Source organism: Limosilactobacillus avium, assembly GCF_947381485.1.
GTDB lineage: Bacteria > Bacillota > Bacilli > Lactobacillales > Lactobacillaceae > Limosilactobacillus > Limosilactobacillus avium.
Genome location: NZ_CANCWN010000004.1, coordinates 1 through 23,446 on the forward strand (window position 1 = coordinate 1; position 23,446 = coordinate 23,446).

Annotated in this window: 22 protein-coding genes; all 22 read right to left on the reverse strand. The window is 46.1% G+C overall.

The genetic code is table 11. The features are described 5' to 3' along the window. Window positions 1-83: 83 nt before the first annotated feature. The 22 genes from QOS01_RS02210 to QOS01_RS02315 all read right to left on the reverse strand — a co-directional run bounded on the left by QOS01_RS02210 (window position 84) and on the right by QOS01_RS02315 (window position 23,354). Window positions 84-422 (reverse strand): type II toxin-antitoxin system PemK/MazF family toxin, encoded by a 339-nt coding sequence (locus tag QOS01_RS02210; RefSeq protein WP_283620910.1) that lies wholly within the window; start codon window positions 420-422, stop codon window positions 84-86. Further along, window positions 416-664: a type II toxin-antitoxin system PemI/MazE family antitoxin gene (mazE, locus tag QOS01_RS02215; protein WP_283620911.1), complete on the reverse strand. Its 249-nt coding sequence runs from the start codon at window positions 662-664 to the stop codon at window positions 416-418. The genes QOS01_RS02210 and mazE overlap by 7 nt, the downstream gene beginning before the upstream one ends. Before the next feature lie 237 nt (window positions 665-901). After that, window positions 902-1,813, reverse strand: coding sequence for an amidohydrolase family protein (locus QOS01_RS02220; RefSeq protein WP_283620912.1), 912 nt, complete (start codon window positions 1,811-1,813; stop codon window positions 902-904). Between the two features lie 42 nt (window positions 1,814-1,855). Further along, window positions 1,856-2,764: a LysR family transcriptional regulator gene (locus QOS01_RS02225; protein ID WP_283620913.1), complete on the reverse strand. Its 909-nt coding sequence runs from the start codon at window positions 2,762-2,764 to the stop codon at window positions 1,856-1,858. Window positions 2,765-2,861: 97 nt separating this feature from the next. Beyond that, window positions 2,862-3,194, reverse strand: a complete 333-nt coding sequence (locus tag QOS01_RS02230; RefSeq protein WP_283620914.1) for a putative quinol monooxygenase — start codon at window positions 3,192-3,194, stop codon at window positions 2,862-2,864. Between the two features lie 33 nt (window positions 3,195-3,227). Next, entirely contained in the window at window positions 3,228-4,088 is an 861-nt protein-coding gene (locus QOS01_RS02235; protein ID WP_283620915.1) for an aldo/keto reductase, read from the reverse strand. 14 nt (window positions 4,089-4,102) lie between these two features. Further along, window positions 4,103-5,107: an aldo/keto reductase gene (locus QOS01_RS02240; protein ID WP_283621006.1), complete on the reverse strand. Its 1,005-nt coding sequence runs from the start codon at window positions 5,105-5,107 to the stop codon at window positions 4,103-4,105. Between the two features lie 168 nt (window positions 5,108-5,275). Then, window positions 5,276-6,655 carry a C69 family dipeptidase gene (locus tag QOS01_RS02245; RefSeq protein ID WP_283620916.1) on the reverse strand — a complete coding sequence of 460 codons (1,380 nt, stop codon included), beginning with the start codon at window positions 6,653-6,655 and terminating at the stop codon, window positions 5,276-5,278. Between the two features lie 312 nt (window positions 6,656-6,967). Further along, window positions 6,968-8,380: an Lreu_0056 family protein gene (locus tag QOS01_RS02250; protein ID WP_283620917.1), complete on the reverse strand. Its 1,413-nt coding sequence runs from the start codon at window positions 8,378-8,380 to the stop codon at window positions 6,968-6,970. Between the two features lie 327 nt (window positions 8,381-8,707). Further along, complete coding sequence (locus QOS01_RS02255) at window positions 8,708-8,896, reverse strand: hypothetical protein (protein ID WP_283620918.1); 189 nt, start codon at window positions 8,894-8,896, stop codon at window positions 8,708-8,710. A gap of 548 nt (window positions 8,897-9,444) precedes the next feature. After that, window positions 9,445-10,083 carry a nitroreductase gene (locus tag QOS01_RS02260; protein ID WP_283620919.1) on the reverse strand — a complete coding sequence of 213 codons (639 nt, stop codon included), beginning with the start codon at window positions 10,081-10,083 and terminating at the stop codon, window positions 9,445-9,447. Between the two features lie 10 nt (window positions 10,084-10,093). Further along, window positions 10,094-10,915 (reverse strand): aldo/keto reductase, encoded by an 822-nt coding sequence (locus QOS01_RS02265; protein WP_283620920.1) that lies wholly within the window; start codon window positions 10,913-10,915, stop codon window positions 10,094-10,096. A gap of 19 nt (window positions 10,916-10,934) precedes the next feature. Next, window positions 10,935-11,573, reverse strand: coding sequence for an SDR family NAD(P)-dependent oxidoreductase (locus QOS01_RS02270; protein WP_283620921.1), 639 nt, complete (start codon window positions 11,571-11,573; stop codon window positions 10,935-10,937). 10 nt (window positions 11,574-11,583) lie between these two features. After that, window positions 11,584-12,360 (reverse strand): aldo/keto reductase family protein, encoded by a 777-nt coding sequence (locus QOS01_RS02275; protein ID WP_283620922.1) that lies wholly within the window; start codon window positions 12,358-12,360, stop codon window positions 11,584-11,586. Window positions 12,361-12,376: 16 nt separating this feature from the next. Then, on the reverse strand, window positions 12,377-12,895 hold the full coding sequence (locus QOS01_RS02280; RefSeq protein WP_283620923.1) for a flavodoxin family protein: 519 nt from the start codon (window positions 12,893-12,895) through the stop codon (window positions 12,377-12,379). Between the two features lie 148 nt (window positions 12,896-13,043). Continuing rightward, window positions 13,044-13,955: a LysR family transcriptional regulator gene (locus QOS01_RS02285; protein WP_283620924.1), complete on the reverse strand. Its 912-nt coding sequence runs from the start codon at window positions 13,953-13,955 to the stop codon at window positions 13,044-13,046. Window positions 13,956-14,017: 62 nt separating this feature from the next. Continuing rightward, complete coding sequence (locus QOS01_RS02290; RefSeq protein WP_283620925.1) at window positions 14,018-14,947, reverse strand: DMT family transporter; 930 nt, start codon at window positions 14,945-14,947, stop codon at window positions 14,018-14,020. A gap of 15 nt (window positions 14,948-14,962) precedes the next feature. Then, a complete protein-coding gene (locus tag QOS01_RS02295) occupies window positions 14,963-15,487 on the reverse strand; it encodes a flavodoxin family protein (protein ID WP_283620926.1) in 525 nt (174 codons plus the stop codon). Between the two features lie 573 nt (window positions 15,488-16,060). Beyond that, window positions 16,061-17,824 carry a GmrSD restriction endonuclease domain-containing protein gene (locus QOS01_RS02300; protein ID WP_283620927.1) on the reverse strand — a complete coding sequence of 588 codons (1,764 nt, stop codon included), beginning with the start codon at window positions 17,822-17,824 and terminating at the stop codon, window positions 16,061-16,063. Between the two features lie 280 nt (window positions 17,825-18,104). After that, on the reverse strand, window positions 18,105-18,947 hold the full coding sequence (locus QOS01_RS02305; RefSeq protein WP_283620928.1) for a DNA/RNA non-specific endonuclease: 843 nt from the start codon (window positions 18,945-18,947) through the stop codon (window positions 18,105-18,107). Between the two features lie 132 nt (window positions 18,948-19,079). Then, on the reverse strand, window positions 19,080-20,465 hold the full coding sequence (locus QOS01_RS02310; protein WP_408612422.1) for an amino acid permease: 1,386 nt from the start codon (window positions 20,463-20,465) through the stop codon (window positions 19,080-19,082). A gap of 285 nt (window positions 20,466-20,750) precedes the next feature. Next, the gene (locus QOS01_RS02315) at window positions 20,751-23,354 is read right to left on the reverse strand and encodes an LPXTG cell wall anchor domain-containing protein (protein ID WP_283620929.1); all 2,604 of its coding nucleotides are present in this window, start codon (window positions 23,352-23,354) and stop codon (window positions 20,751-20,753) included. Between the last annotated feature and the right edge of the window lie 92 nt (window positions 23,355-23,446).

The window sequence follows — 23,446 nt, forward strand, 5'->3', positions numbered from 1 at the left end:
TAAGAAGCCGGACGATGAACCAAGATTTGATTCATCGTCCGGCTTTCATTTTGGACTGAGAGTTTTTTCCCAGCCTCCTATATTTAGATGACTAACCGGGCCTTCTTTTCAACCTCATCAAACAAGTCGGTCGGCAGCATCTCAACAAATTGCCACTTACGATGATTAAAATCGAAGGATTTAATTTGTTCCACATAGATGGTCCCATCGACCTGGGTCCGTTCATCTAACTGAATATGCAGCGGATAGTCCTCACCATTAAAAGAACCATGTGAAATTGGAACAACCCACGCGAATGGGGATGTCTTCGCCAAGATATCATTACTGATTACCACTGCTGACCGCCGCTTCTGAATTTCAGCACCAACCGAAGGATTAAAATCGATATAAATAATGCTTCCCCTTTGCGGATAATCTACCATAATTCTTCTCCCTCAGGCTTAGCGTTTTGCCAAACTTTGAGGTCATCTGGCATCTGATACTCGCCATGCCAATTCTTGAAAAGCTCTTCGATTGTTGAAGGCACCTTCTTGGTCGGCGTCAACGTCAAAACGCCACCTTTACCCTGAGAAAAGCGATACTCAGTGCCTGGCTTGACATCAAAAGACTTGGGAATTGTTACGACAGTTGCATTGCCCTGAATTCGTGCCTTAACAGTATCCATGATCTCATCTCACCCTCATTATTTAGTAACACTATTATGGCATATGTAATTGTAAAAGTAATTACATATGCCATGGTGATGTCATTCTGCTAACGATTCAACATGCTTGACCAGGGCCGCGCTCGTGACCCTCATGAACGCGGGCGTCCTCACCAGCCACTGATGAAACATCAATAAGACACACCAAATGGGAGCTGCCTGCCAATCGAACGCGAGCAGCTCCCTTTTTCAGTATTTTTAATTTCCATTCACCAGGCGCTGGTAGTTCCCGGCATTTACCTGGGCCAATTGGGCCGGCGTCAGATCACACTCCACCAGCGCATCCTGGATGACCGTCGTCGCCCCCGCCGGCAGGATACCAAACGGGGCATCGGTGCCGAACAGGACATGGTCAACCCCGTAGTAATCCAGGGTGAGGCGCAGGGCCGCCGGGTTACCGAGGATGGCGGTATCAACGTAGAAGCGCTTGAAGTCGGCGGCCTGCTGGGCGGTTAGGATGTGGTTGATCCGGCCGGCGAAGAACGGGACCATCGCACCGGCGTGGTGGGCGATCACCTTCAGCTGCGGGTAGTCTTCAAAGATGCCGGCCAGCACCAACTGGTACATCGCCTGGGAAAGCTCGTATTCCCAGGAGAAGACAATGTTATTGTCCGGCTTCCGGGAGTCAAAAACGGGGTGTAATAGAATTGGCAGGCCGAGTTGGGCTGCACGAGCCAGGACCGGGCGAAATACTGGGTCGGCAATGCTCTTCCCGAGGTGGCGGGTGAACATCTGAACGCCGACTAACTGGTCCGCGGCTTTGATATCGTCAAGTTCCTGCAATGCGGCAGCGATGTTGTTCATCGGTAACATCCCCACCCCAGCAGCAAAATAGTCGTCATACTGGGCAACGGTGGCGGCCAGTTCCTGGTTGGCCTGGTGGCAGAGCCGCGCTGCCGTCGCGGGGTCAAGGTAGTCTTCCGGGTTGATGTTCACGAAGGAAACCACCTGCTTCAGGTCTCTTTGCGGCCAATGCTTTATCCGCTCATTAACATCGGTCAGCACCTGGTTTCGCAGGAACGGGTACTGCTGGGGAATACTGGCGTCGTATTTTAACATCTCCTGGTAAAAATTCGGTGTAAGAATGTGGGCAAAAACATCAATGATCATCGGTAGACTCCTTCCTGGGTGGTGCAATCCCACCCCTGTGTTTTAATCATGCGGTGAATTGTGTGCGGGCCTAGTCACGGATGCATTACGGATCCGGTCGACGAGCTTCTGGGTTGGCTCCGTCAGGACGGTCCCCTTCCGCCAGATCAGGAATTGCTTCTGGCGCCGCTCCGGAGAGAAGGGGACAAACTTCAGGTCGGTTGAGGCCGGCCGCGGGGTGCCCTCAATGCAGACAATATTCCCCACCCCGGCTGCCGCCAGGTAACAAGCGTTAGTCAGCAGGTTCGATTCCGCAACCACCTGGAGCTGGCCGCCGTGGGGCGCTAGCCAGTCCGTTAGTTCATCGTAAATTAGTGAGCGATGCGGGATAATCAGCGGTAAATGGCGTAGGTCCGCCGCGGTGACCGTGTGCTGATGGACCAGGTGACTGTCCGGCCGGACGAGGAGCCCCCAGCGGTCGTCAATCGATAGCGGGAAAGTGTGATACTTGGCGGTGCTGATGGGCGTCGATACAATTCCCAGTTCCAGCAGGCCCTGATCAAGACGGGCCTTGATATCTTCACCGTCCGCATCATAGAAATGGTAGCGGACGTGCGGGTAGCGCTGGTGGAAGGCCACCAACTGCGGAATTAGTTCCCTGGTTACCTCAGACTCGACACAGCCGATGCGAATAGTCCCCGTCAGGTCGTCATTGCTGATGGTGGCCACCATCTGGTTAGCCTGGTCGAGTTCGGTTAAGATGCGACGGACCTTGGCCTCGTACGCATCCCCAGCCTTAATGAGGTACATTCGCCGTCGTTCTCTGGTAAATAGGGGTGACCCCAGCTGGGCTTCGAGTTGCTGGATCTGCCGACTGAGGGTTGGTTGGGAGATGTGCAATTCGCGCGCTGCCCCGGAGATAGTCCCCTGCTTGGCAACGGCTAAGAAGTAACGTAGGATTCTAGTTTCCATGCCTGTCCTCCCTGTATTGATCGTACGGTATCATTCATCTCAAGTATACACTCAGAAAAGCGCTCCGCTCCAAGGTTGAAGCGGGACGCTCGTGAAACTACTTTCGAATGAACTTCTGATCACCAGCGGGCATCCCCTGCTCTTCGGCGACGTAGCGCTCAACTCGCATGTGCAGGTCGTACTTTTCCCGCAAGTCGGCGAGTTCCTGCATCATTGGTGATGCGTGATGTGCATCAAGTGCTTTCTGGTCACTCCAGCTGTCAATTAAGAGGACAGTCTCTGGATCGTTCAATGGTTGAAAATATTCGTAGCGTTCGTTACCCGCTTCTTCACGGATCCGCTGGGCTACACCAGTCCTTTCCATCTCCTCAGCAAACTGTTTAGCACTACCGTTCTTACCAGCATAATAAAGGTTCACTACTAGACTCATTGTTCTATCTTCCTCACTTTCATGATATTCATTTTAGTGATTTGCCCCGGGGCGCCCGCCCTTTACAATTGTTTTAATTGCCGCTGGATCATGCGGATCGAAGAACTGGCTGGTTTGGCGATCGAGTTCCCCGATCAGCTGGATTTCCGTTTCCGACAGGGAGAAATCAAACACATCGATGTTCTTTTGGATCCGGCCCTGGTGTACGCTCTTGGCGATCACCACGATACCGCGTTGCAGTAACCAGCGGAGGATGACCTGACCGGTCGTCTTGTGGTGTGCCCGGGCAATCTTCGTTAACACCGCATTGGTAAAAATCTGGTCTTTACCTTCCGCAAATGGCGCCCAGGCCTCAACCTGAATATGCTGCTTTTGGTTAAAGCGTAGGTTCATATGTTGCTGGTTCCAGGGATTCGTCTCCAGCTGATTTACCGCCGGTTTGACACTATTAAAAAGCATTAAGTTGGTCACCTGATCCGGCGAAAAGTTGGAAACGCCGATTGCTCGTAACTTACCAGTTTGATATGCCTTTTCCATTGCCCGCCAGGCATTAAAGACATCTCCATAGGGCATGTGGACCAGGTATAGGTCAATGTAATCTAGGCCGAGGTTGGTTAAGGACTGGTCAATCGCTGCTTGCGGTTTGGTCCCCTGATAATCCTGAATCCACATCTTCGAGGTAACGAAGAAGTGGTCACGGGGAATCCCGCTTTCCCGGATTGCCCTGCCGACGGCCGCTTCGTTTCCGTAGGTCGCCGCCGTGTCAAACAAACGATAACCGGCCTTAATTGCGGCGGTCACAGCTTGATAACACTCTACTAAGTCTTCCATCTGAAAGACGCCAAAACCCAGCTGCGGCATCGTGATTCCGTTGTTGAGGTTAACTGTTTGCATTGCTCGTCCTTCCTTTATTTAACGTCCTTGGGCAGCATCCCCACCGGGTTCTGGTCGAGGGCACCGACAATCTCGTGGGCCGTGTACAGTTCATCGAGGTACTTTACTTCATCAGGGGTTAAGTCAATATCAGTGGCTTTTGCGGCATCATCCAGGTACTGGGTCTTGGTGGCCCCGACGATTGGCGCCACGATCCCCTTAGCCCACTGCCAGGCCAAGGCAATCTGTGACATTTTGACGTGGTGCTGGGCGGCTACTTCGGCGACCCGGTCAACAATCGGCATATCTTGTTGCTTGGCGTAGTCGTACTTGGCCCGTTGCGAGGTATCCGTCGCGTTGAGCTTGGAGTGCCCTTCCCAGGTTGGCCGGGTCAGGTGGCCGCTGGCTAGCGGGCTGTAAGGCATCAGCATTACCCCATCCTGCTTGCAAATTGGGATCAGCTCCCGCTCGTCCTCACGATAGAGGAGATTATAATGATTTTCCATCGCAACAAACCGGTGCCAACCGTTCTGTTCAGCGATATGCTGCATGTTTTGGAACTGGTAGCCATACATGGCCGAGGCACCAATCGCCCGGACCTTTCCTTCCTTGATCAAGTTATTTAGAGCCGCCATCGTCTCCTCAATTGGGTGGTCGTAGTCAAAGCGGTGAATGATATAAAGATCCAGGTAGTCGGTGCCCAGCCGTTGCAGGGTACCATCAATTTCCCGGTTGATAGCTTTCTTAGAGAGGCGGCCATGGTTGAAATAAACCTTACTAGCCAGGACTACCTGGTCGCGCGGTATCTGGTGCTTTTTCAGCGAGTTACCGATGTATTCCTCACTGGTTCCCATCCCGTATACGTTAGCGGTATCGAAAAAGTTAATGCCGAGACTAAGGGCATGTTGTACCATCCGGTCAGTCTGCTCTTCATCAAGGATCCAGCGGTAGGTCTTCATGGCCGGCTTACCGAAACTCATCCCACCAACTGCTAGTTTTGAGATTTTGATTCCTGTCGTTGGGGTATAACTATACTTCATCATCCTTCACTTCCTTAACTTAATTATGGAGTGTCACACGATGAATGTAAATTACCTATAATTAATTGATATCTACTCATTTTAAGCATCAATATTTTATGACTTTTTAAGGAAAAAGCCTGCGTTGCCGACAAAATTGCCGTTAGCGCAGGCGATTAGCTTTTTCCGTTAATACTGAAGCTTAGCATCCTTAAATGCCACGGTAACCAGCTTACCTAGGAGGGTCGTGGCCTCCTTCATGGCAATACCCGCCATCTGTTCATTAGCACGGGTGAGCTGGCCTTGTATAGATGCCGGGCCCGCATGCTGGTCAGTACTCCGCTGGATATGCCGGCAGGCAGCAACTACCTTCTGCTCATAGGCTTCCACTGCCGCCTGGGCCTGATCATAGTGGACATCACCGATGGCAGCAATCGTGTGAGTCAACCAGTACATGCTGCCCGAAGCAAAGTCAGTTGGGGTGTCCCGGTAGCTAGCCGGGGTGTCGGTAACGTTCGCATAGAACGGCACAACCGTGTTAAAGGCATTCGGTCCCAAAGCAAGCCAGTGGATTCCCGAAACCGCGTCCGGTACACCATTGCGGATCTGTAAGATATGGAGTTCCAAATTCCGGTTGAGGGCAATTGACCGGTACGGGGCTTTGTCATCGTGCTCGTAAGGGTCGTATGGGGTGCCCTGGTAATGTGAACTCATCACGCGCTTAATATCTTCGATTGAGATTTTCCGTCGTGGATGACAGATAAATGGAAGATCCTGGTCGGTTGGTTGGCCGGTCGGGTTGGCACTCAACTGTTGTTGTACGTACCATGCCCGCGGGTTGTTGTAATGAGTGTCAGTAACGGTCTGACTCCCGAAAATCTCCCGCAGGTTGTAGTGCCCGTCGAGGGATGGGTTGAGCTGGTTGCGGTCAATCAGGTCCTGTAAGTCAGGAGAGCAGGCGGTCTGGTCAGAAGCAAAGTCAAAGTTATCGATGGTCAGCCGGTTCGGCGCAATCATGAAGGCGTCATCCGGTATCCGGACAGCGGCCCAGTGATGCCCGCCGAGCGTCTCCATGTACCAAACCTCGTCGTGGTCGCCAAAGGCTAGGGCATTTGACTCGTAAGTCCCGTACTTCTCTAACAGGTGGCCCAATCGTTCCACCCCTTCTTTAGCCGTCTTAATATAAGGCAGGACCAGGGTGACCAGGTCTTCCTCACCAATTCCATCAGTGTTGTTGAAGGGATCAATCCCGAGAATCCGGGAATTGGTGGTGATCGTCAGCGTTCCAGTCATGCTGACGTTATGCTGGTTGATCCCGCCAGCCGCGAATACGCCGGCGGAACTGTCGGCATCCGGGGTTGAGGTATAGCCGACCGGATTATCAGGTAGGTCTATCTTGAATGCCGTCGACTTGCTCTCATAGTGCCGTGGCTGGTCTGCCGGCTTCACGTATACAAAACGCTGCGGATCGAAAGCATTGGAGTAGTCTTCTTCCCGACAGACGATCGTCGAGCCGTCGAGCGTAGCCTTCTTCCCCGCCAAGAACATCGTACAAGTGTGTGTTTCCATTATCTTCATCCCTTTCTTCTATATTCTAATGTACCTGCTAGTAAATTCCCAGCTCCGATTGGTAGATTTGGCCGCGGCAGCTCTTTGTTCAAAGAAAAATCAGGCGTTCCTTATATTAGGGGACGCTACCTCTTCAGCATCTTTATCTGTAACGTTGAACGATTGACGACCCAGTGCCATAAAAACCGGGTGATTACACTTATGCAATCCTGCAGAAAATTGAAGTAACGCAAAAGGCATGGTTCCGGTGCCATGCCGAAATCATGCCTTAATATTCAACTTAAATAAATCCTAACGGGGAATTTGTACGAATTACTTCATTAGTGACGTAGCTGTTTGGTTAACTAAGTCTTGAAGACTACTCGTGTTATAGAATTCATTAATTAGTGAACTGATGTTATAAGTGTTTTTAACTAATGAGTTACCATCAGCTGAAAGCGACCAAACAGTAACGGTCTTCTTGCCTTGGTTAACGCGGAAGTAGAGGGTACTATCAGCGGTCCCCTCACCTAAAATAAAACGAGAATGGTTCTTATTCATCGTTAGTTGTAAGCCTTGGTCATTACCTAAACGATCTGTGCCATAAACTTTAGCATAAAGCAATGCAGCGATCTTATAGTAAGACATTGTTTGCTTACCTTGAGATGATGAAACAGTAATCTCCTTACCAGCCTGTTTAGCCACTATCTCACTCTCATGGTGAGTTTGAGGGACACTGTTAGTTAAGGCTGAACTCGTCTTAGTCTGTGGTTTGGAAGAGGTAACGGAGCTGGACTGGCTCATGTTACTACTGTTTGCACTGCTACTATTGCCTTGAACATTTTGGTTAGTCGCGCTACTAGTTTGCGTTGAGGAATTTGAACTGGACTGTTCTGAAGAGCTTGAGCTAGTTTGCGCCGAAGAATTTGAATTAGATTGTGTTGAAGCGTCTGAATTAGATTGGGCGTTAATCTCGGCTGGGTCAAAGCCGAGTGAGCTAAGCGTTACAATTGAAGTAGTATATTGTTGCTTTGCCGCTGGAGTATTAGCATTCGAAACTGGGCGCCAAACGGTCATGGCCTTGCCATCACTATTAATTTTGTAGTAAATGGTGTTATCAAAGCTGCCACGGCCAATACTCATTCGACCATTACTATCCTTATTTACATCCAGAGCAGTTCCCCTATATGCGTTTCCATAGTAGTGGTTATATAGCTGCGTCCCTAAATCATCAATTACTTGTTCATCCTTTAACAGCTGCTGCGACCCGGTATTATTAGTGCTTGAATTGCTTTGTGCAGTTGGGGTCGCTGAAGGATTCTTCTTAACCGATGATATTACATTGTTGATGTTAGACTTTTGTGCAGCGGTACTATTTTCTGACTTCTGCAAGCTGGCGATTGAGACGGTTTTCTTAGTGTAACCCTGCTTATATGTTGGAGTATTTGGATCTTCCTTTAGCTGCCAAATAGTTACCGTACCGTCTTTATTAATCTTAAAGAACGCGGTGCTATCAGCAGTTCCCTGACCGATTCCATAACGACCATTACTATCTTTAAAGATACTTACGTTGTGAGCACCTTTAATATAATCCTGACCATATGCATTTGAGTAAATTAAAGAACCGACTTCATTAACATCGTTGGTATTGTTATTGCTCTTTTGCGAAGCATTAACATTGGCTTCCGCAATAGATAAACCAGCGATTAATGCCAAGGCAGTACCAAATAATTTAACTTTTTGCATCTCAAATACCTCCTAAATCAATCACGGTAATTATAGTTCAAAGGAAATATTTGAGATGACCTCTTTACTATTTCTTTACCATTTTTACCAAGAATGTGCAGTTTTGTAATATGGTCAAGTGATGAAAATGAGTCTGTTTTAGTTTCGAGAGTCTAAACATATGAAAGGTCCCCCCATCCAAAAGACGGAGGGCCCTACAATGTGTCTGTGTGCATGAGATATTTAACAAGAATCACGCTAAAGATACTGTACCATGCTGAGATTAAAATCCCTTAATAGGTGGTACCAATTTTTCAAAGCTCTGATTGTTTTTATAAGGCTCTTCATTTAGCTGTTTATGACCGAAAGAAAGCTCTTTTCTAAATATGTACCTTTTATTTTCTTGAAGTCATGTCTTGCCCCTTTTTCGCCCTCTTTTGTTGGCTTAACCATAACTGGCTGCTTATCTTCGTTTACCTTATTTATAAGCTTAAAAAACTCTTTTCGGCCTTGAGTAGGCGTTACTACATTATCCATCGTGGTTTCTCCTGTACATTATCATGTACACACTTATTATCTCATATGCACAGGATAATGTACGATAATAAGCTTTTCTTCTTAGCTTCCGAGGGGTCCAGTATCGTGGCCAGAAGCTTGCCGTTTAAGCTCCAGATCATTGATTGTCGCACTGATTTATCTTCCTAGCCACTTTCATGGTTCTTTACATAACCCGATGGGATGCCTGAAAATTACTTTCTCGGCCTAACATATTTGGTATGTTAGATTCCATTAATTCTTAAAAGTAACAAATCCTTAAAGAGGCATCCTGGTTGATGTGATCTTATTCATCGGATCATTCGGATCAGCATAGTCAAGACCAATTCCAATAATGACCACCTCATCATCTGGAATATCTAAGATTTCTCGCAGGATCTTAGGATATTTAAATAAATCGATAAACCATCTCAAATAGCTTGTGCTCGTTGTTTACTTAGTAGCGCTTTTTCAACGTAAAATAGCCAGTTATAATGACACCTTGGCCGTTATAACTGGCTATTAATATGGGGTTAAATCATAATATGATTTTACTGATGTAAAAATAAGATCTTTTCCAAATCCATCCGTTTTGAACTGATAGTATTAACTTCTGCCTTATCATCACGGTATCCTAGGCCAATCCCAATAATAATATCTTCATCGTCAGGAATTGCCAATTGTTGGCGAAGCATATCGGGATACTTAACAAACTGGTAAGCAGTCATTGAGGAAATACCAAGATTACTTGCGGCAAGCACAATGTCATTGCCAAAAGCACCAAGGTCATATAGGGACCATGCCGAGTAACCCTTTGGCAAGGTTAAATAAATTACCGCTTGGGCATTATACAATTTTGCCGCCGCTGGTCCCATCTTTCCTGCAGCTTCTCCTAGGCCCTGTGTCCATTCAGCCATATTCGCTTGGGCTTGTTTTGACCATTTCTTTCGTGACATCACGGGAATATCTGAGTGTCCTTTTATTCCCTTTTGCTCCAGTTCAAATTGTTCGTGCCGAACTCTTTCTAGAGATTCGCCAACAACTAAATGAACATGGTAGGGCTGCGAATTAACCCATGATGGTGCTAACTGCACATTTTTAATAATCTGACGAATATCATTTAATGGTACCTGTTGATCAGTAAACTGGCGCACTGAATGGCGATTCTTTAATGCTTGTTCAAATTCCATAACGAACCTCCTAATAATTTTGCTCAATTAACATTGAAGCCGGCCAACCACTGCCACTAGCCTTCCGGTCCTCCGCCTTAATTGCCTGCATATCTTCATCACTTAATTGAAAATCAAATATATCTAAGTTAGCCTTCAAGTGTGTTGGATTAATGCTCTTTGGAATTGCTAAAATGTTGCTCTGAACGTAGAAACGCAACATCACCTGGGCAGAAGACTTGCCATATTTCTGACCGATTTTGACCAGTGTTGGATTGCTAATGACATTGTTGCCACCCTCACCCAGTGGTGCCCATGATTCATGAAGGATGCCGTGATCGGCAAGGTACTTGTGCATCCCCCATTGTTGCCAGGTCAGGTGCGTTTCAATCTGGTCCACTGCAGGTACTACCGAACTATTATCAATAATTTGTTGCACCTGATTATGATTAAAGTTACTAAGACCAATCGCGCGGAGTTTGCCTTCTTTATAGGCATCTTCTAATGCCCGGTAAGTTTCTAAATCATTGCCATTTGGCCAGTGAATAATCATCAAATCGAAGTAGTCCAAGCCCGCCGCACTCAGTGAGGCATCAATTCCTGCTTTCGTGCTCCGGTAGCCACTGGTCTGCGTTTTAGAAGTAACAAAAATTTGAGCACGATCAATCCCGCTCTTATTAACCGCGGCGCCGACTTCCCGTTCGTTGCCGTAATTTTGAGCAGTATCAATCAACCGGTAACCGGCCTGTAATGCATTCGCAACTTCCTGTTCGGTAATCCGCGGTGAAGTCATATAAGTCCCGTAACCAATTGCTGGTACTTTAATGCCATTGTTTAACTTGTAATATTCCATTTTTAACCTTCCTTTCTAATTATTGGTAATTAACTTCCCATTGGTCACGCTTGTTGGCCAGGTCGACAAACTTGTCAGCGATCATGTCAGGAGCAAAGTGCGTGTCAGGCTTGATGACGCCATAAATAGTAACCGTCCCGACAAAGATATCATCTTCCTTTAACTCCTGGTTCAACAACTGAACTAAATTCCGGAGTCCAGCTTTAGCAACGCCCAATCCGAGAAAACCAGGAAATGGTTGAACGCCGGCAACGCCACCGGTAAAGAGTGCAAAGCCATGAGAAACTTTTAAATCATCATGAAGTGTTAGGATGGTCTGGTATGCGCCCGCAACATCCGTCTCAAAATGCTTTTCTAAGTCGTCACGAGTAAAGTTTTCACCATCTGGTTGCGTAATCCCAACATTGTATACCACTCCATCGACCGGGCCCAACTTTTTTATTTCATTGAGTGCATGGGCAAAATTCACTTCGTCTGACACATCAGCCGGATATGCGTGCGCCTTGATTCCTTGATCTGTCAACTCATTGACCATTTTCCCTAACCTGTTTAAGTTCCGGGCAATCAGGAATAATTCATAGCCCTGCTGACCAAACTTAGTTGCCAGACTCTTGCCAAGGCCTTCGCCGACCCCAACGATTAATAACTTTTTTGTCATAAAAATCACCTTATTCTTTGATCTGTAAATTGTTTAATGTTTCCATATCCTGTTCAGTAATATGAAAGTCAATATTGGCATTCTCAGCCATGTGATGTGGATTAGTGGTTTGCCGCCACATTGCCAGGCCTAACTGCCAAACATATCGTAAGCATAACTGGTTAATTGAGACGCCATACTTAGCTGCCACTTTAGCAACGACCGGCGCTTTAATTGCCAAGCCGTGGGGCACCGGCGAATAAGCTTCAGTAACAACGTTATTTGCGCGATTGTACCTCAGCAGGTCATGGGGAGTTTGCCCAATGCGGACAACTACTTGGTCAACCATGGGAAAGGTTAGACTATCGCCAACTAACTCTTGCAAGTCGTCTTTACTAAAATCCATTACCCCTAATAAGTTAGCTTGTCCTCGTTGCAGAGCTTCAATCAGTGATTGCCAGACTGCTAAAGTATCCACCCAGGAACTTTTCTTTCTCAGCATCAGCATATCAACATGATCAACCTGCAGTTCTTGCAAGATTTGCTTAATCGTGGAAGCAACATTATCACCAGTAACATTATTAGGTAGTTTGACGGTAATAAAGGGCCGCCGTGAGTGTTGCCTGAGGGTGTTACCGACTTCCGTGAGGTTAGGAAAATTAGCATCAATATCTAAACGACGGTAACCAAAAGTCAGTGCTTGGTTAATTGCTGTTGCCACATCACGTTTTTCCATAAACCATGTTCCCAATGCTAACCGGGGCATTTGTTCGCCATTGCTTAGTAAAATGTTTTCGTCCAAAATCATTGGTATTACCTCAGGACTACTGATTGATTAGCTGTTGCAATGCCGACTTGTGTCGTTGCGGATTGTCTGAAATGCCAGCGTCAATGCATAGACCGCCTTGGTAGTTGGCATCTGGCGACAATAGCGACTTAAAATCATGTTCGTAATTATAATCAGTATTAACACAGGTCCAGTATGCCTTCACGTTTTTACCGGCCAGATTGCTTTCGTTAAGGTAGGTCATAATGGGGTCAGCCATGGTCCAGCCCCAAACTGGTCCACCAATGATAATATTCTGGTAATTAGTGATGTCTGGTAAATTATTCTGGATTGGCGGTAACTGTTTAATATCCGGTAAAGGTTCGCCGTGGCGAGGAATGGTCGTGTTGACATGACGAAACTTTCTGACAACGTCCCAGCAATCATACATCCCTGTTGGGTAATCATATTGGGAACTTATTTTAAATCCATCAATATCCCCCATCTGTTGGACCTGCGCCGCAATTGCATCATTCATTCCCGTCAGTGAATAGTAAACTAATAAGGTATCTGCCATCATTGAAAACCTCCTATTGATTTGATACTTTTATTGTATTTATTCGATAGTTTTAGCAGAAGATGGTTTTTAATTAACCCTATTATTAACCACTGGTTAAAACTAACTATAAGAAAAAGCCACGGCATCTCAAGCGAGAGTGTCGTGGTTACTTTTGGTTCACCTTTAAGTATTGTTGGCCAACCATACTGATAAATTCTTTAACCCGTTCATCGGCGGAACTAGAATACAGGATTCCATAACTAATTGAGTAGTCCCAGTCCATCGGCAGGCTAACCATTGAGGGATGAATATCATTCCAGATATCTAACGTTTCCATGAGGTAGTTGTGATTAGCAGCCAGGTTAAAGGCCGCCATATCATAAAAATGATCGGTATTGATAATTTGAATTCGATGGTGTTGGCTTTTTATTTCTTCTCGTAATTCGTCAATTTTTGGTGAAAGGTGCGGTCGCAGCAACAGCAGTGCCTGACCATCCAGATCAGTCCAGGTTAAACGTTGCTTGCGGGCAAGCTGATTCTTCTTCGGCACCATCACGTTGCACTGGCGATCACCCAAATTAAAGAAACTAATGTCATTATTCATCAAATAGTTGGCATTCGTGGGGCCCACGCTTAGGTCCACTGTCTTTCCTAACTGATTAGTCACTCGCCGTAGTGAGCTTGCATCGTCATTAAAGGGCATTACCTGAATCGTATATTGCGGATTCTCGCTACTAATCTGTTCCCAGGCTTCCATAATTGGTTGAGCTGATCGCAGTAGTGAAGTGGCAATCCGAATTGTGGTGGTTTGTGGCTGTTTAGATAAGGACTTGGCCTTAGTAACTGCGGTCCGTGATTCATCAATGATTTGCTGGGACGCCGCAAGTAACGAGCGACCAGCGGGGGTCAGAGTTACGCCTCGTGGGGTTCGTTCAAAGACTTTAAAGCCCAATTCAGCTTCAAAGTGGTTGATTTGTTTCATTACCGAAACCGGCGAGATGAACAAACTACTGGCTGCTTTAGAGAAGCTACCCTCGCGTGCCACCGCAATAAAAGTATCGAGCACCTGATTATACATTATTCCCGCCTGCCTTAACTTTTAGTTAATACAAGCTTAATCTACTAGGGCCAATAAAGCAACTAAGGGAGTTCAATCAGTACTACACCCGCGACCATTATTACCAATCCCAAAAATTGGGCAAGAGTAAGTGGCCGTTTTTTTCCACCGAGGAGGCCAAAAGTGTCAATTAGCATGCTGACGGCAATCTGGCCTAAAATACCAAGGACGATTGCGGAACCATTTCCAATCTGGGGAACCAGAAAGGCCCCTAAGTAAATTGAAAAGCCGCCAATCACACCACCGAGCAGGGCCCACCATGGTGTCCGCTGCTTAACAAGCAGAGTAATCCGTTGAATATGCCCCCGGCCAGCAACAAAAAGGAATAATAGGGCAGTTGCAATCGCGAAGGTCAAGAATGCGGCGTGAATTGGGGAATGAACAATTGCACCGACGCGTCCATTGATTGCTAATTCGGTTGCATAGACCACCCCTGAGATAAGCCCACCAACCGTCCAAAACATCCGAGCAACGTGGTGTTCTTGTTTTTGACCCCGTTGGTGAAGAGTGGGAAGTACAACAATGAAGATAATACCGATGATGACTAGGATAGCACCGCTGATTCTAGCCCATGATAATGGAATTACCTTAGTGCCGAGCCAGCCAAAACTATCGATTAACAGGCTAAAAATTATTTGGCCGACCATTGGCAACACAATCGCCAGCACACTACCTAAAACGTCAAACATAAATATATTGGCAGTTAGACAGATGGTTGCTAGCAAACCACCCAAGTACCCCCACCAGGGGATCAGCCCTAATTCATGACCGGTTAAAAAAGGTGCGCCACCAGTAATAACACCGAACAGGTTGAGGAAAATTGTCCCCACTAGAAATGAGATTCCAGAAGCAAGGAATGGTTCATTAGTATCTTGCCGTAAGCGTGAATTGAAGCTCGTTTGCACCGGTACCAATCCACCGGAAACAATTCCGAGAACTAAGAAAAGAAACATCTGATGACCACCTCCCTAAATCTGTTTCCCTAATTCGTAGGCATCTTCAAGGTACTTATCCAGTTGGCTCCAAGCCTGTCCAGCATAAATCTTGCCACGGTTATGCCAACGCATATAAGGACATAAAATGTCATACCAGGTGTCTAAAGCTTTGAACTTTTCCACTGGATCAAACGCCGTTGCCAAAATAGCACTGTCTTTTCCCTTCATTGCGTGATTATAGGCATAAAAGCGGTCAATCACGGCTTTAAGTTGGGCCGTCGGGCCATAGTAATAAAGAGGCGTGACCAGGACAATCATCTCTGCATCCACCAACTTAGGAATCAGCTTCTGGATGCTATCATTGACGGGAACAGCGGATTCACTACGATCGACATATTGCGGAACTAGGTCATCATGGTGACGTGCCCCCACCATTCCAGCATCAAAACGCGTGACTTCATGACGGTCATCCAGGCCCTTGATAAAGGCATCAGCTAACCGTGCTGATGTTCCGCCCTGATGAGAACTGCCGGTGATCACAACAATTTTCTTTGGCATAATTAATCTCCCTTTCCGTTAAATATTGTTCGTTATTCATGATAGCGAATCGATACTTATTCCGGAATTGGGCAATTGATTAACGGGAGTATTAAAGAATAGTTAATAGTAAAGTTGCATAAAAGTATCACAGATTAGTTTCTATGGATTCACAGCGGAATTACTAAAGACTAAAAAAGCCGACTTATTGTAGTCGACTTTTTCTAGGGAGAATACATATTATTTAGTTTTGAGTTCTACAATTTCTAGTACTGATGGATTTAATATTAGCGCTTATTTTGGTTTAAATTTACCTCATTTAAGATCATCGTTGAAGTAACTATTGCAAAGCACGTAACTATATTACACGCATGGCTTCGATACCATGCAATTTACTAAAAGGGAATCATCGAGATTCTTGTTTGAATCTACTATTGGTTGAGCTTTCGTTACTGAGGTAGATATCTGCTGGCTAATTTCTTGTTGAGTACGAACAATCCCTTCTTACCAGTTATAGAACACAATAGCAATACATCAATGGTAAGCAGTATTGAGCACATTTTCTTCTACGAAAGACCATAAATTGTCTAGTGATTATAATTCATCATAATAATGATGAATCTTTTCAGCCATCAGCTGTCGACGTTGTTCCAGAAAATGATGATAATTATGAAAGTCATAGTTTGGCAAATCTGCCGGAATAGCATTTTCAGCGTTATTCTGCTCGTTTAAAAATTGGCTGATCTGGCTATCATGGAGGTAATCCTTAGGCGCCCGGTCACCAATGTTCAGGTTACGTGGACGCGTAAGCCATACATAATTAGCAATCTGATTGATTTCAGCCTTAGAAAAATTATTGGCCCTGAGATAAGCGCGTGGAAAAATATGATGAATATTTCCCTCCTCTTCCATAACCGTTTCAGCTCGCGTATCCTTAGCTAGCCATGCTCGGTCACCTGAGTAAACCTGCGACATTTGAAAGATTCGCCAACTACTAGTCTGGGTTGTTTGTCGCTGCAAGGCCTCTGGCAGGGTAATACTCCAGAAGTTATCAGTCAGCTCGCGTCCTAAGATAGTCTTCATCGTTGCAACTGGATCACCCGATTGTGAGATTGCCTTGATATCACGTTCAATGGCGGACTCACTTGATCCACTGTATCTTCCCGTCAGTGCTGACATGACGACCCATCGCTTGACTAGCGAGTCAATCTTATCCTTCGAGAGGTGAAGCTCGCACTGAAGGTAAAGATACAGAATATATGCGAAGTTAAGTGTGCCGTAACCAACCAGACCTAGCTTGCCACTATTTCGCATTCCCAGGTCACGGAGAATCATCGTGAAGCGTTGGAAGTTAAGTTTACTAAACACCTGGCTAGCTCCCTGTAACAGCTTTTGATAATTCTCATCCATCGCTTGTTCACTGAAGTCCCGGGTCTGGAAATTGCGGCCGGAGATGAGACTAACTAGATCCGTCAGTTTACCACGCTTATAGGTAAACGCCAGAATCACATGCAAAATATCAGAATAGTTGGGGACATAGATACGCGTTTTGTCAAACACTATCCATTTGATCCTATCAAAGTATTTAGAATTTATAAATTCGGGATCGACGTCCTCAATATTTGTAAGGAGCGTGGGATCGTTAAAGAGCTGAACAAAGTAGTCGATCTGCTTACGAATGTTATTGCCATTGTGAGAGTGATCAGCAGAGAGACGTGACATCGCTAAGTCGGCAGATGACAGAGTAACTCCCTTTGAATTAATTCGGTTAAAAATATTAGTAACGGCATCGATACTCAGCTCATCGCTCAGGCTGATATTTCCAATTTCACACTGACTAATGTCCTTGACCTTTTGGAGGACATTTCCTAAGTCAGACTTTTTCGTTCCCAGACGGTCAGCATTTTCGTCAACAAACTTCCATGAGTTATAACCGGGTTGAAAAATCAGCGAGATATCATCAATCCATCGTGGATCCTTTTCGGTAGCCACGTTTCTGGTTGCAAATATTTCTTCGCTAGGCTTGAAGGATATCTTAATGCGTTCACGTTTGTAATGTTTATCGATTACCTCATCCCCATTCAGGGCAGCTTTTAAAGCGGTTAGACGTTGTTGGCCATCAATAATAATTTCTTTATTGTTGGAGTCAGAATCGTTTTTCAACTTTGCCGCAGGATTTAGCCAGGTAACAATATAACCAATCGGATAACCGTTATATAGTGAGTCGATAAGGTCCCGTACCTTGGTACTGCTCCAAACAAACGGCCGTTGCATTTCCGGTAGACCCACCCGCCCTTGGTTAATCCAGGCAAGAAGGTCCTCTACCTTTACATTATCGACGCTGTACTTTCTTACCATCGTAACTGCTCCTCCTCTGGATATTTGCTTAATTCATATTCTAATTGAAGTGTATGAAACTTTTCAATGTGTATAGAATAGTTTTGAGCTTGTCTATGATGCTTTTTCGCCTCAATAGGAGATTATGTTCCCTAACGTAATTAACTAGTCTAGAAAAAGAATCTGTGACTAATTTCAGATACAGGACTATTGAAAAACTTTTTATCCACTCGTTAGGACTTATTGACGGAGAAAAATAAAAGAGCCACAAGATGTGCTGCTATTTCTCGTGGCTCTTTTATTATCTCTGTGTTACGGCTCCCGTTGCGTAGTTAATATCAATGTTGCGCTGACAATTGGGGACAAATACGTTAAATTTCAAACTCCCATCCTTTGAAAGGGCCTCAATATGGGCGCCAGAAGGAACGACGTTGTTGCCATCGTAAAGGTCGGTAACCCGGTAACGGACCTGTTTCCCTTGGTCGAGTGCCCGCCGAACCAAGCCTTCATAGTAGTTTTGCCCCGTCGATTCTGGGCTACGCGCTTCATTGGCCCAGGCCGTCTGGGTTGTGATGTTTGCCGGATTCGACTCCGAGGCGTTGAAGTTACGGAGCCCACCAACCAAGGCATAACCAAGAAGGTGACCACGATCATACGCATGACGGTACCCATTCTTAAGATTATATGCCTGGAGGAAGCCCGCCGGTCGCCAGTTTGTTGCCCCGTTTCCGGTCTCTGAACGGTTCTTGTATTGACGGGTCGTTCGGTTTAACCAGGCATCCCCCCGCCATGCCCTTCCCTGGCGGTCTTTATAGTTAACTGCATAGGGAGCACTGTTAATACTAGCGTTGAGTTTGGGCTGGTTATTATTAATGATGAAGGCCCCGTGACCGTTCCACGAAATAGACGAACCAAGTTGGGACCGAATTCCCGGTGTAAGAACTGCCTCGGCTTGTTGCTTAGTCGGTGGGAGCGTTGTTGGTTGACTACTTCGCTGACCCTGGTTCCCCCAGGAAGCTAGCTGCTGAATTCCTTGTGACAGAGCTGCTTTACCGTTATCCGGCTGATTAACGAGCCCACCAACCGCAAAGAGGATTCCCAGTGCGAGGATAATCCGCCAGAATTTTCTTTTGAGACGATACATGATTAAAACCTCTCTAATTCTTAATACCTCTATCTTACTATATTTTGCCGAACGTGTGGTCAAATGTTTTAGGTACCATAGAGAAAAACACCATTGATGCGGTGTGGCATCAATGGTATTTTACTGACTCTATTATTTAGCTGCGACTTTCTTTCGCTCCTTAAGTTGGTATACCAACCAGATAATGAAGATGAAGACGACCCCGACGGAAACTGATACCCGAGTGTCTGGATTAAAGAACATGAATACCAGGATAATCGTTAAGGCAATTAGACTGAAGTAGTTATATGCCGGATAAAGAGGCATCTTGAATGGGTGGTTAACCAGGTCTTGCGGATTGTGCCGCCGGTAGTTTAATTCGGCCAGCAGAATGATGAACCAAGGAACCATCCCGGGAAGGACGCTTGAACTATAAACAATAACGAAGATGTTCTTTGCGTTAGCGTCGACCATCGAAAGGATTGAGTTCAACGCGAAACCAACGAAGATCCAGAAGGCAATTGTCAAAACGGCCACGTTAGGAACAATTCGTTTTGAAAGACGACCAAAGACCTTTGGCACTTGACCATCGATGGAAAGCTTAAACAGCATCCGGCTGGCACTGTAAATTCCGGAATTGGCACCTGAAAGGGCTGCCGTCAGGACAACGAAGTTAATGATCCCGGCTGCACCAGTGATACCAACCTTAGTAAAGGTTTCAACAAATGGTGAACCAACCGCCTTCAATTGATTCCAAGGGTAAATCGAAACGATGACGAAGATCGCGCCGATGTAGAAGATCAAGATCCGCCAAATAACGGACTTAACTGACTTAACAATTGCCTTGCGCGGAGAAGCAGCCTCACCAGCAGTAATCCCCAAAAGTTCAATTCCTTGATAAGAACCAGCAATAACAGATAGGGAGAACATGAAGCCCATGAAACCACCGGTGAAGAATCCGCCATGTGTCCACAGGTTAGAAATCCCAACCGGGTGCCAGTTATTACCAAGGCCGAGGACAATCACGCAGAGGCCCAGGATAATCATAGCAATGATGGTTACCACCTTAATCATCGCAAACCAGAATTCCAGTCGCCCGTAGGCCTTCGCGGAAACAATGTTCGCCAGGGTCAGGATTGCAATCACAATGATTCCGGAAATCCAGTCCTGAAGGTTGGGCCACCAATAATTTAGGTACTGACTCATGGCAATAATGTCTGAAATACCAACGATGATAAATTGGAAGATATTACTCCACTTTGTTAGGTAGCCGGCAAAGGGATGAATATATTTCTCACCATAGTCAGCAAACGATCCAGTCCCTGGATTTATGTAAATCAATTCCCCTAATGCCCGCATGACGCCGTAAAGAACCAGGCCAACGAGGGCGTAAGCTAGCAGAACAGATGGCCCCGTCCACTTGATGGTTGACGTCGCCCCCATGAAAAGACCACTACCGATGGTTCCACCGATTGCGATCATTTCCATTTGTCCGGGAGTCATCGTTCTTTTTAATTTAACCTTTTCATGCATTGACATAATAAAACCTCTCTTCTCCAACAAAAAAGCCATCCAATTTACCCAATCAGCCACACACTCTAATAAATATTGGTGGTTGAGTAAATTGAATAGCTGTTAATTAACAGAATCAAATACGTGTTTAATTATTCCCCAACCACGGTCCTAGTTGTTGTGGTTGTGGTGGAGGTTAGAGATAGTTTCTTATGTTGTACGATTGATAATTGCATCTTAACTTCCTCCATTCATTTTCGACTGTTATTAGAATACTATGAGAAAATTAAAAATGCAAGTACTAATCTCAAATTATTTGAATTTACGCTTCAGGGCAAATAAACTAACGGCTGCTGCCCAGGCAATCGTTACAAGTCCTAACGCCGTTGTTTTAGTACTGGACTGTTCATTGCCCGTTTGGGGAAGCTGGCCATTGGCTGTGATTGGCTCATTTTCTAGAGAGCGGAGCGGGTCCTGGATCCGGTTAAGCTCTTGTTGAAGATGGTGGTCAAGGCCAGACCGACTTTGAGGCCGCATACTTGTCGGGTCAGCAGAGTTATCAAAGAACGACTGATTAGTATACGTTTCTGGGACATCGCTCACCGGACCTTCCCCCGCTTGGGTATTACCGTTAAGTTGCGGACTATTGTTTCCCTCAGGATCCCCTTTTCCCGCGACTTGCGAACTATTTACCTTACCAGTTTGTTGAGCCTGACTGCTATTGTCCACATAAACTGGTTGGTGCGGCTGGGTTATTGTATCTGATCCTTCTTCCGGGTCAGTCTGTGTACCATCACTAGTTTGGCTGCCTGATGTTTGGGTAGCGGTTGAAGTCAACCCAGAATTATCGGTCTGAGTACTAGTAGTGATAGTGTTCTCATCCGTCTGCGTACTTGATGAAACAACACTACTAGGGTCAGCCTCCGTTTGTGATCCTGTTGACACATGTTGTGCGGCAGAAGAACTACCGTTTACATCACCGGTTTGTGTTTCTGCATCGTTCCCGCCATTCAGATCGGTTTGAACACCTTCACTAGGGTTGCTTTCCGCTGTTTGTGTACCCGACGAAACTTTATCGATAGTACCACTCGTTTGGGTCCCAGTAGAAACATTCCCCAGATTATTAGTTGTTTGGGTCGTCGATGAATCTAACTTTGGGACTTCTGTCTGCGTACCAGTGCTTTCCTCGATAATAGACTCAGTTTGCATACCTTCGGAGACACCGTTATCTTCAGTTTGAGTTGCTACAGAAGTAGTTGACGAATGAGCTTCGGTCTGCGTGCCGACGGAAACACTAGGTGGAGTTTTGGTTCCGGTAGAATTCGTCGAAACACCATCAGTTTGGGTGGCCACGGAGACCCCTTGAACCTCATCATCTGTCTGGGTAGCACTCGAGCTGATCTGAATATTAGGTTCAGTCTGGGTTGCCGTTGAAGATTCCTCAGGATTCTCTGTCTGGGACGTCGAATCTTCCATCCCCATCACGGTTGTCTGGGAACCCTCTTCCTTTGTTTCACCTCCATCGGTCTGGGTACCTGCAGATACTCCCTCACTGGTTTGAGTGCTTTCGCTGGCTACCTCCTGTTTAGCAGTTTGAGTCCCAGCATCTTTACTGTCGGTTGTTTCTGTTTGGGTTGCTGATGACGTGCTTTCACCCGCCTGCGTGCTTGCGTCTACTTTTTCAGTCTCACTGGTTTGGGTACTTTCACTGACTACCTGCTGTTTAGCAGTTTGAGTCCCAGCATCTTTACTATCAGTTGTTTCTGTTTGGGTTGCTGATGACGTGCTTTCACCCGCCTGCGTGCTCGCGTCTGCTTTTTCGGTCTCACTAGTCTGAGTGTCGGCATCTTGTCCCTTGTCAGTGTCTGTCTGGGTAGAAGAGCTAATCCCCGAATCTTCAGTTTGAGTGCTGCCATCACTTTTCACGGTATCCGTTGTCTGACTGCCTTTTTCCTGGCCAGTTTGGCTAGTGGCGGTTGATGAGTCCTTTGAGTCGACTTTTGAACCTTGTGCCGTCTCCTCCCCTTTTTCTTTACTACTATCCTTTTGGTCACTTGTATTCTTACTGTACTGGACCTCAAATGTCGGTACGACCTGGTCGATTGCATTCTCTTCAACTTGCAAGTCCGGAACGCTTTTAACCGTCGACACATATCCATCCACTTGCGGAACCGTTAGTTTCGGGAAAGATTGAATTATCCAGTGACCATTCTTAAAATCAGCCCGTGCAGACTGTTCAATGACCTTGTCACCAGCCGGTAAGTGGAAAATAACTTTCCGGGTCAAGACCTTGCTAACTATTTTCCCCTGATTGTTTCCATCCTTCTTGATTGTCAGGTAGAAAGTAGAGTGCCCAGTGTTTGGGAAGTACTGAATTTCTTTTGGCAGGTTTTTGATGAAGTAGTGGTATCCTGCTGGTGGGGTTGGCAATTTATAACGACCGAACTGATCAGAATGGACTGGAATTGTAAACGATGACTTATAGGGATTATCGACGTCATCCAGCACAAAATAACGAGTAGCCGGGGCCACCTTATCGATAAACGGTTGGTAATCAATCGTTACATCTACCGACTTCGTCTTCGGTGTCATTTTCACGGGGTTCAATTGAAGTTCGGATGGTCGGTAACCCTTAAATTCCGGGGCCACGAATTCAGGCCACATGTCGGGGTGCTTCGCATTTATCCGCTCAATATTAATAGTGGCAACCTGTTTGATGACCGTCTTTTCCTTGCTTAACGGATTGATAACCGTTATTGTCCGAGTAACCGTCCGCTCTGCGGGGGCTGTGGTTTTTCCAACCTGGGTGCTCTCCGCATTGCCAATTGTCTTGGCATCCACCGTCGTCACCGTTATTGATACTAGGGCGAGTGTGGAAAAGAGTGCTAATGTTGTTTTGATATGTTTGCTTTTCATGTATTTTTCTCCTCGCATTATTGGTCTCACTTAATAAATACGAGGCTAAGTCATTTTGGCATCTAAGAATTTCAGGTAATTTGAAAAGCGAC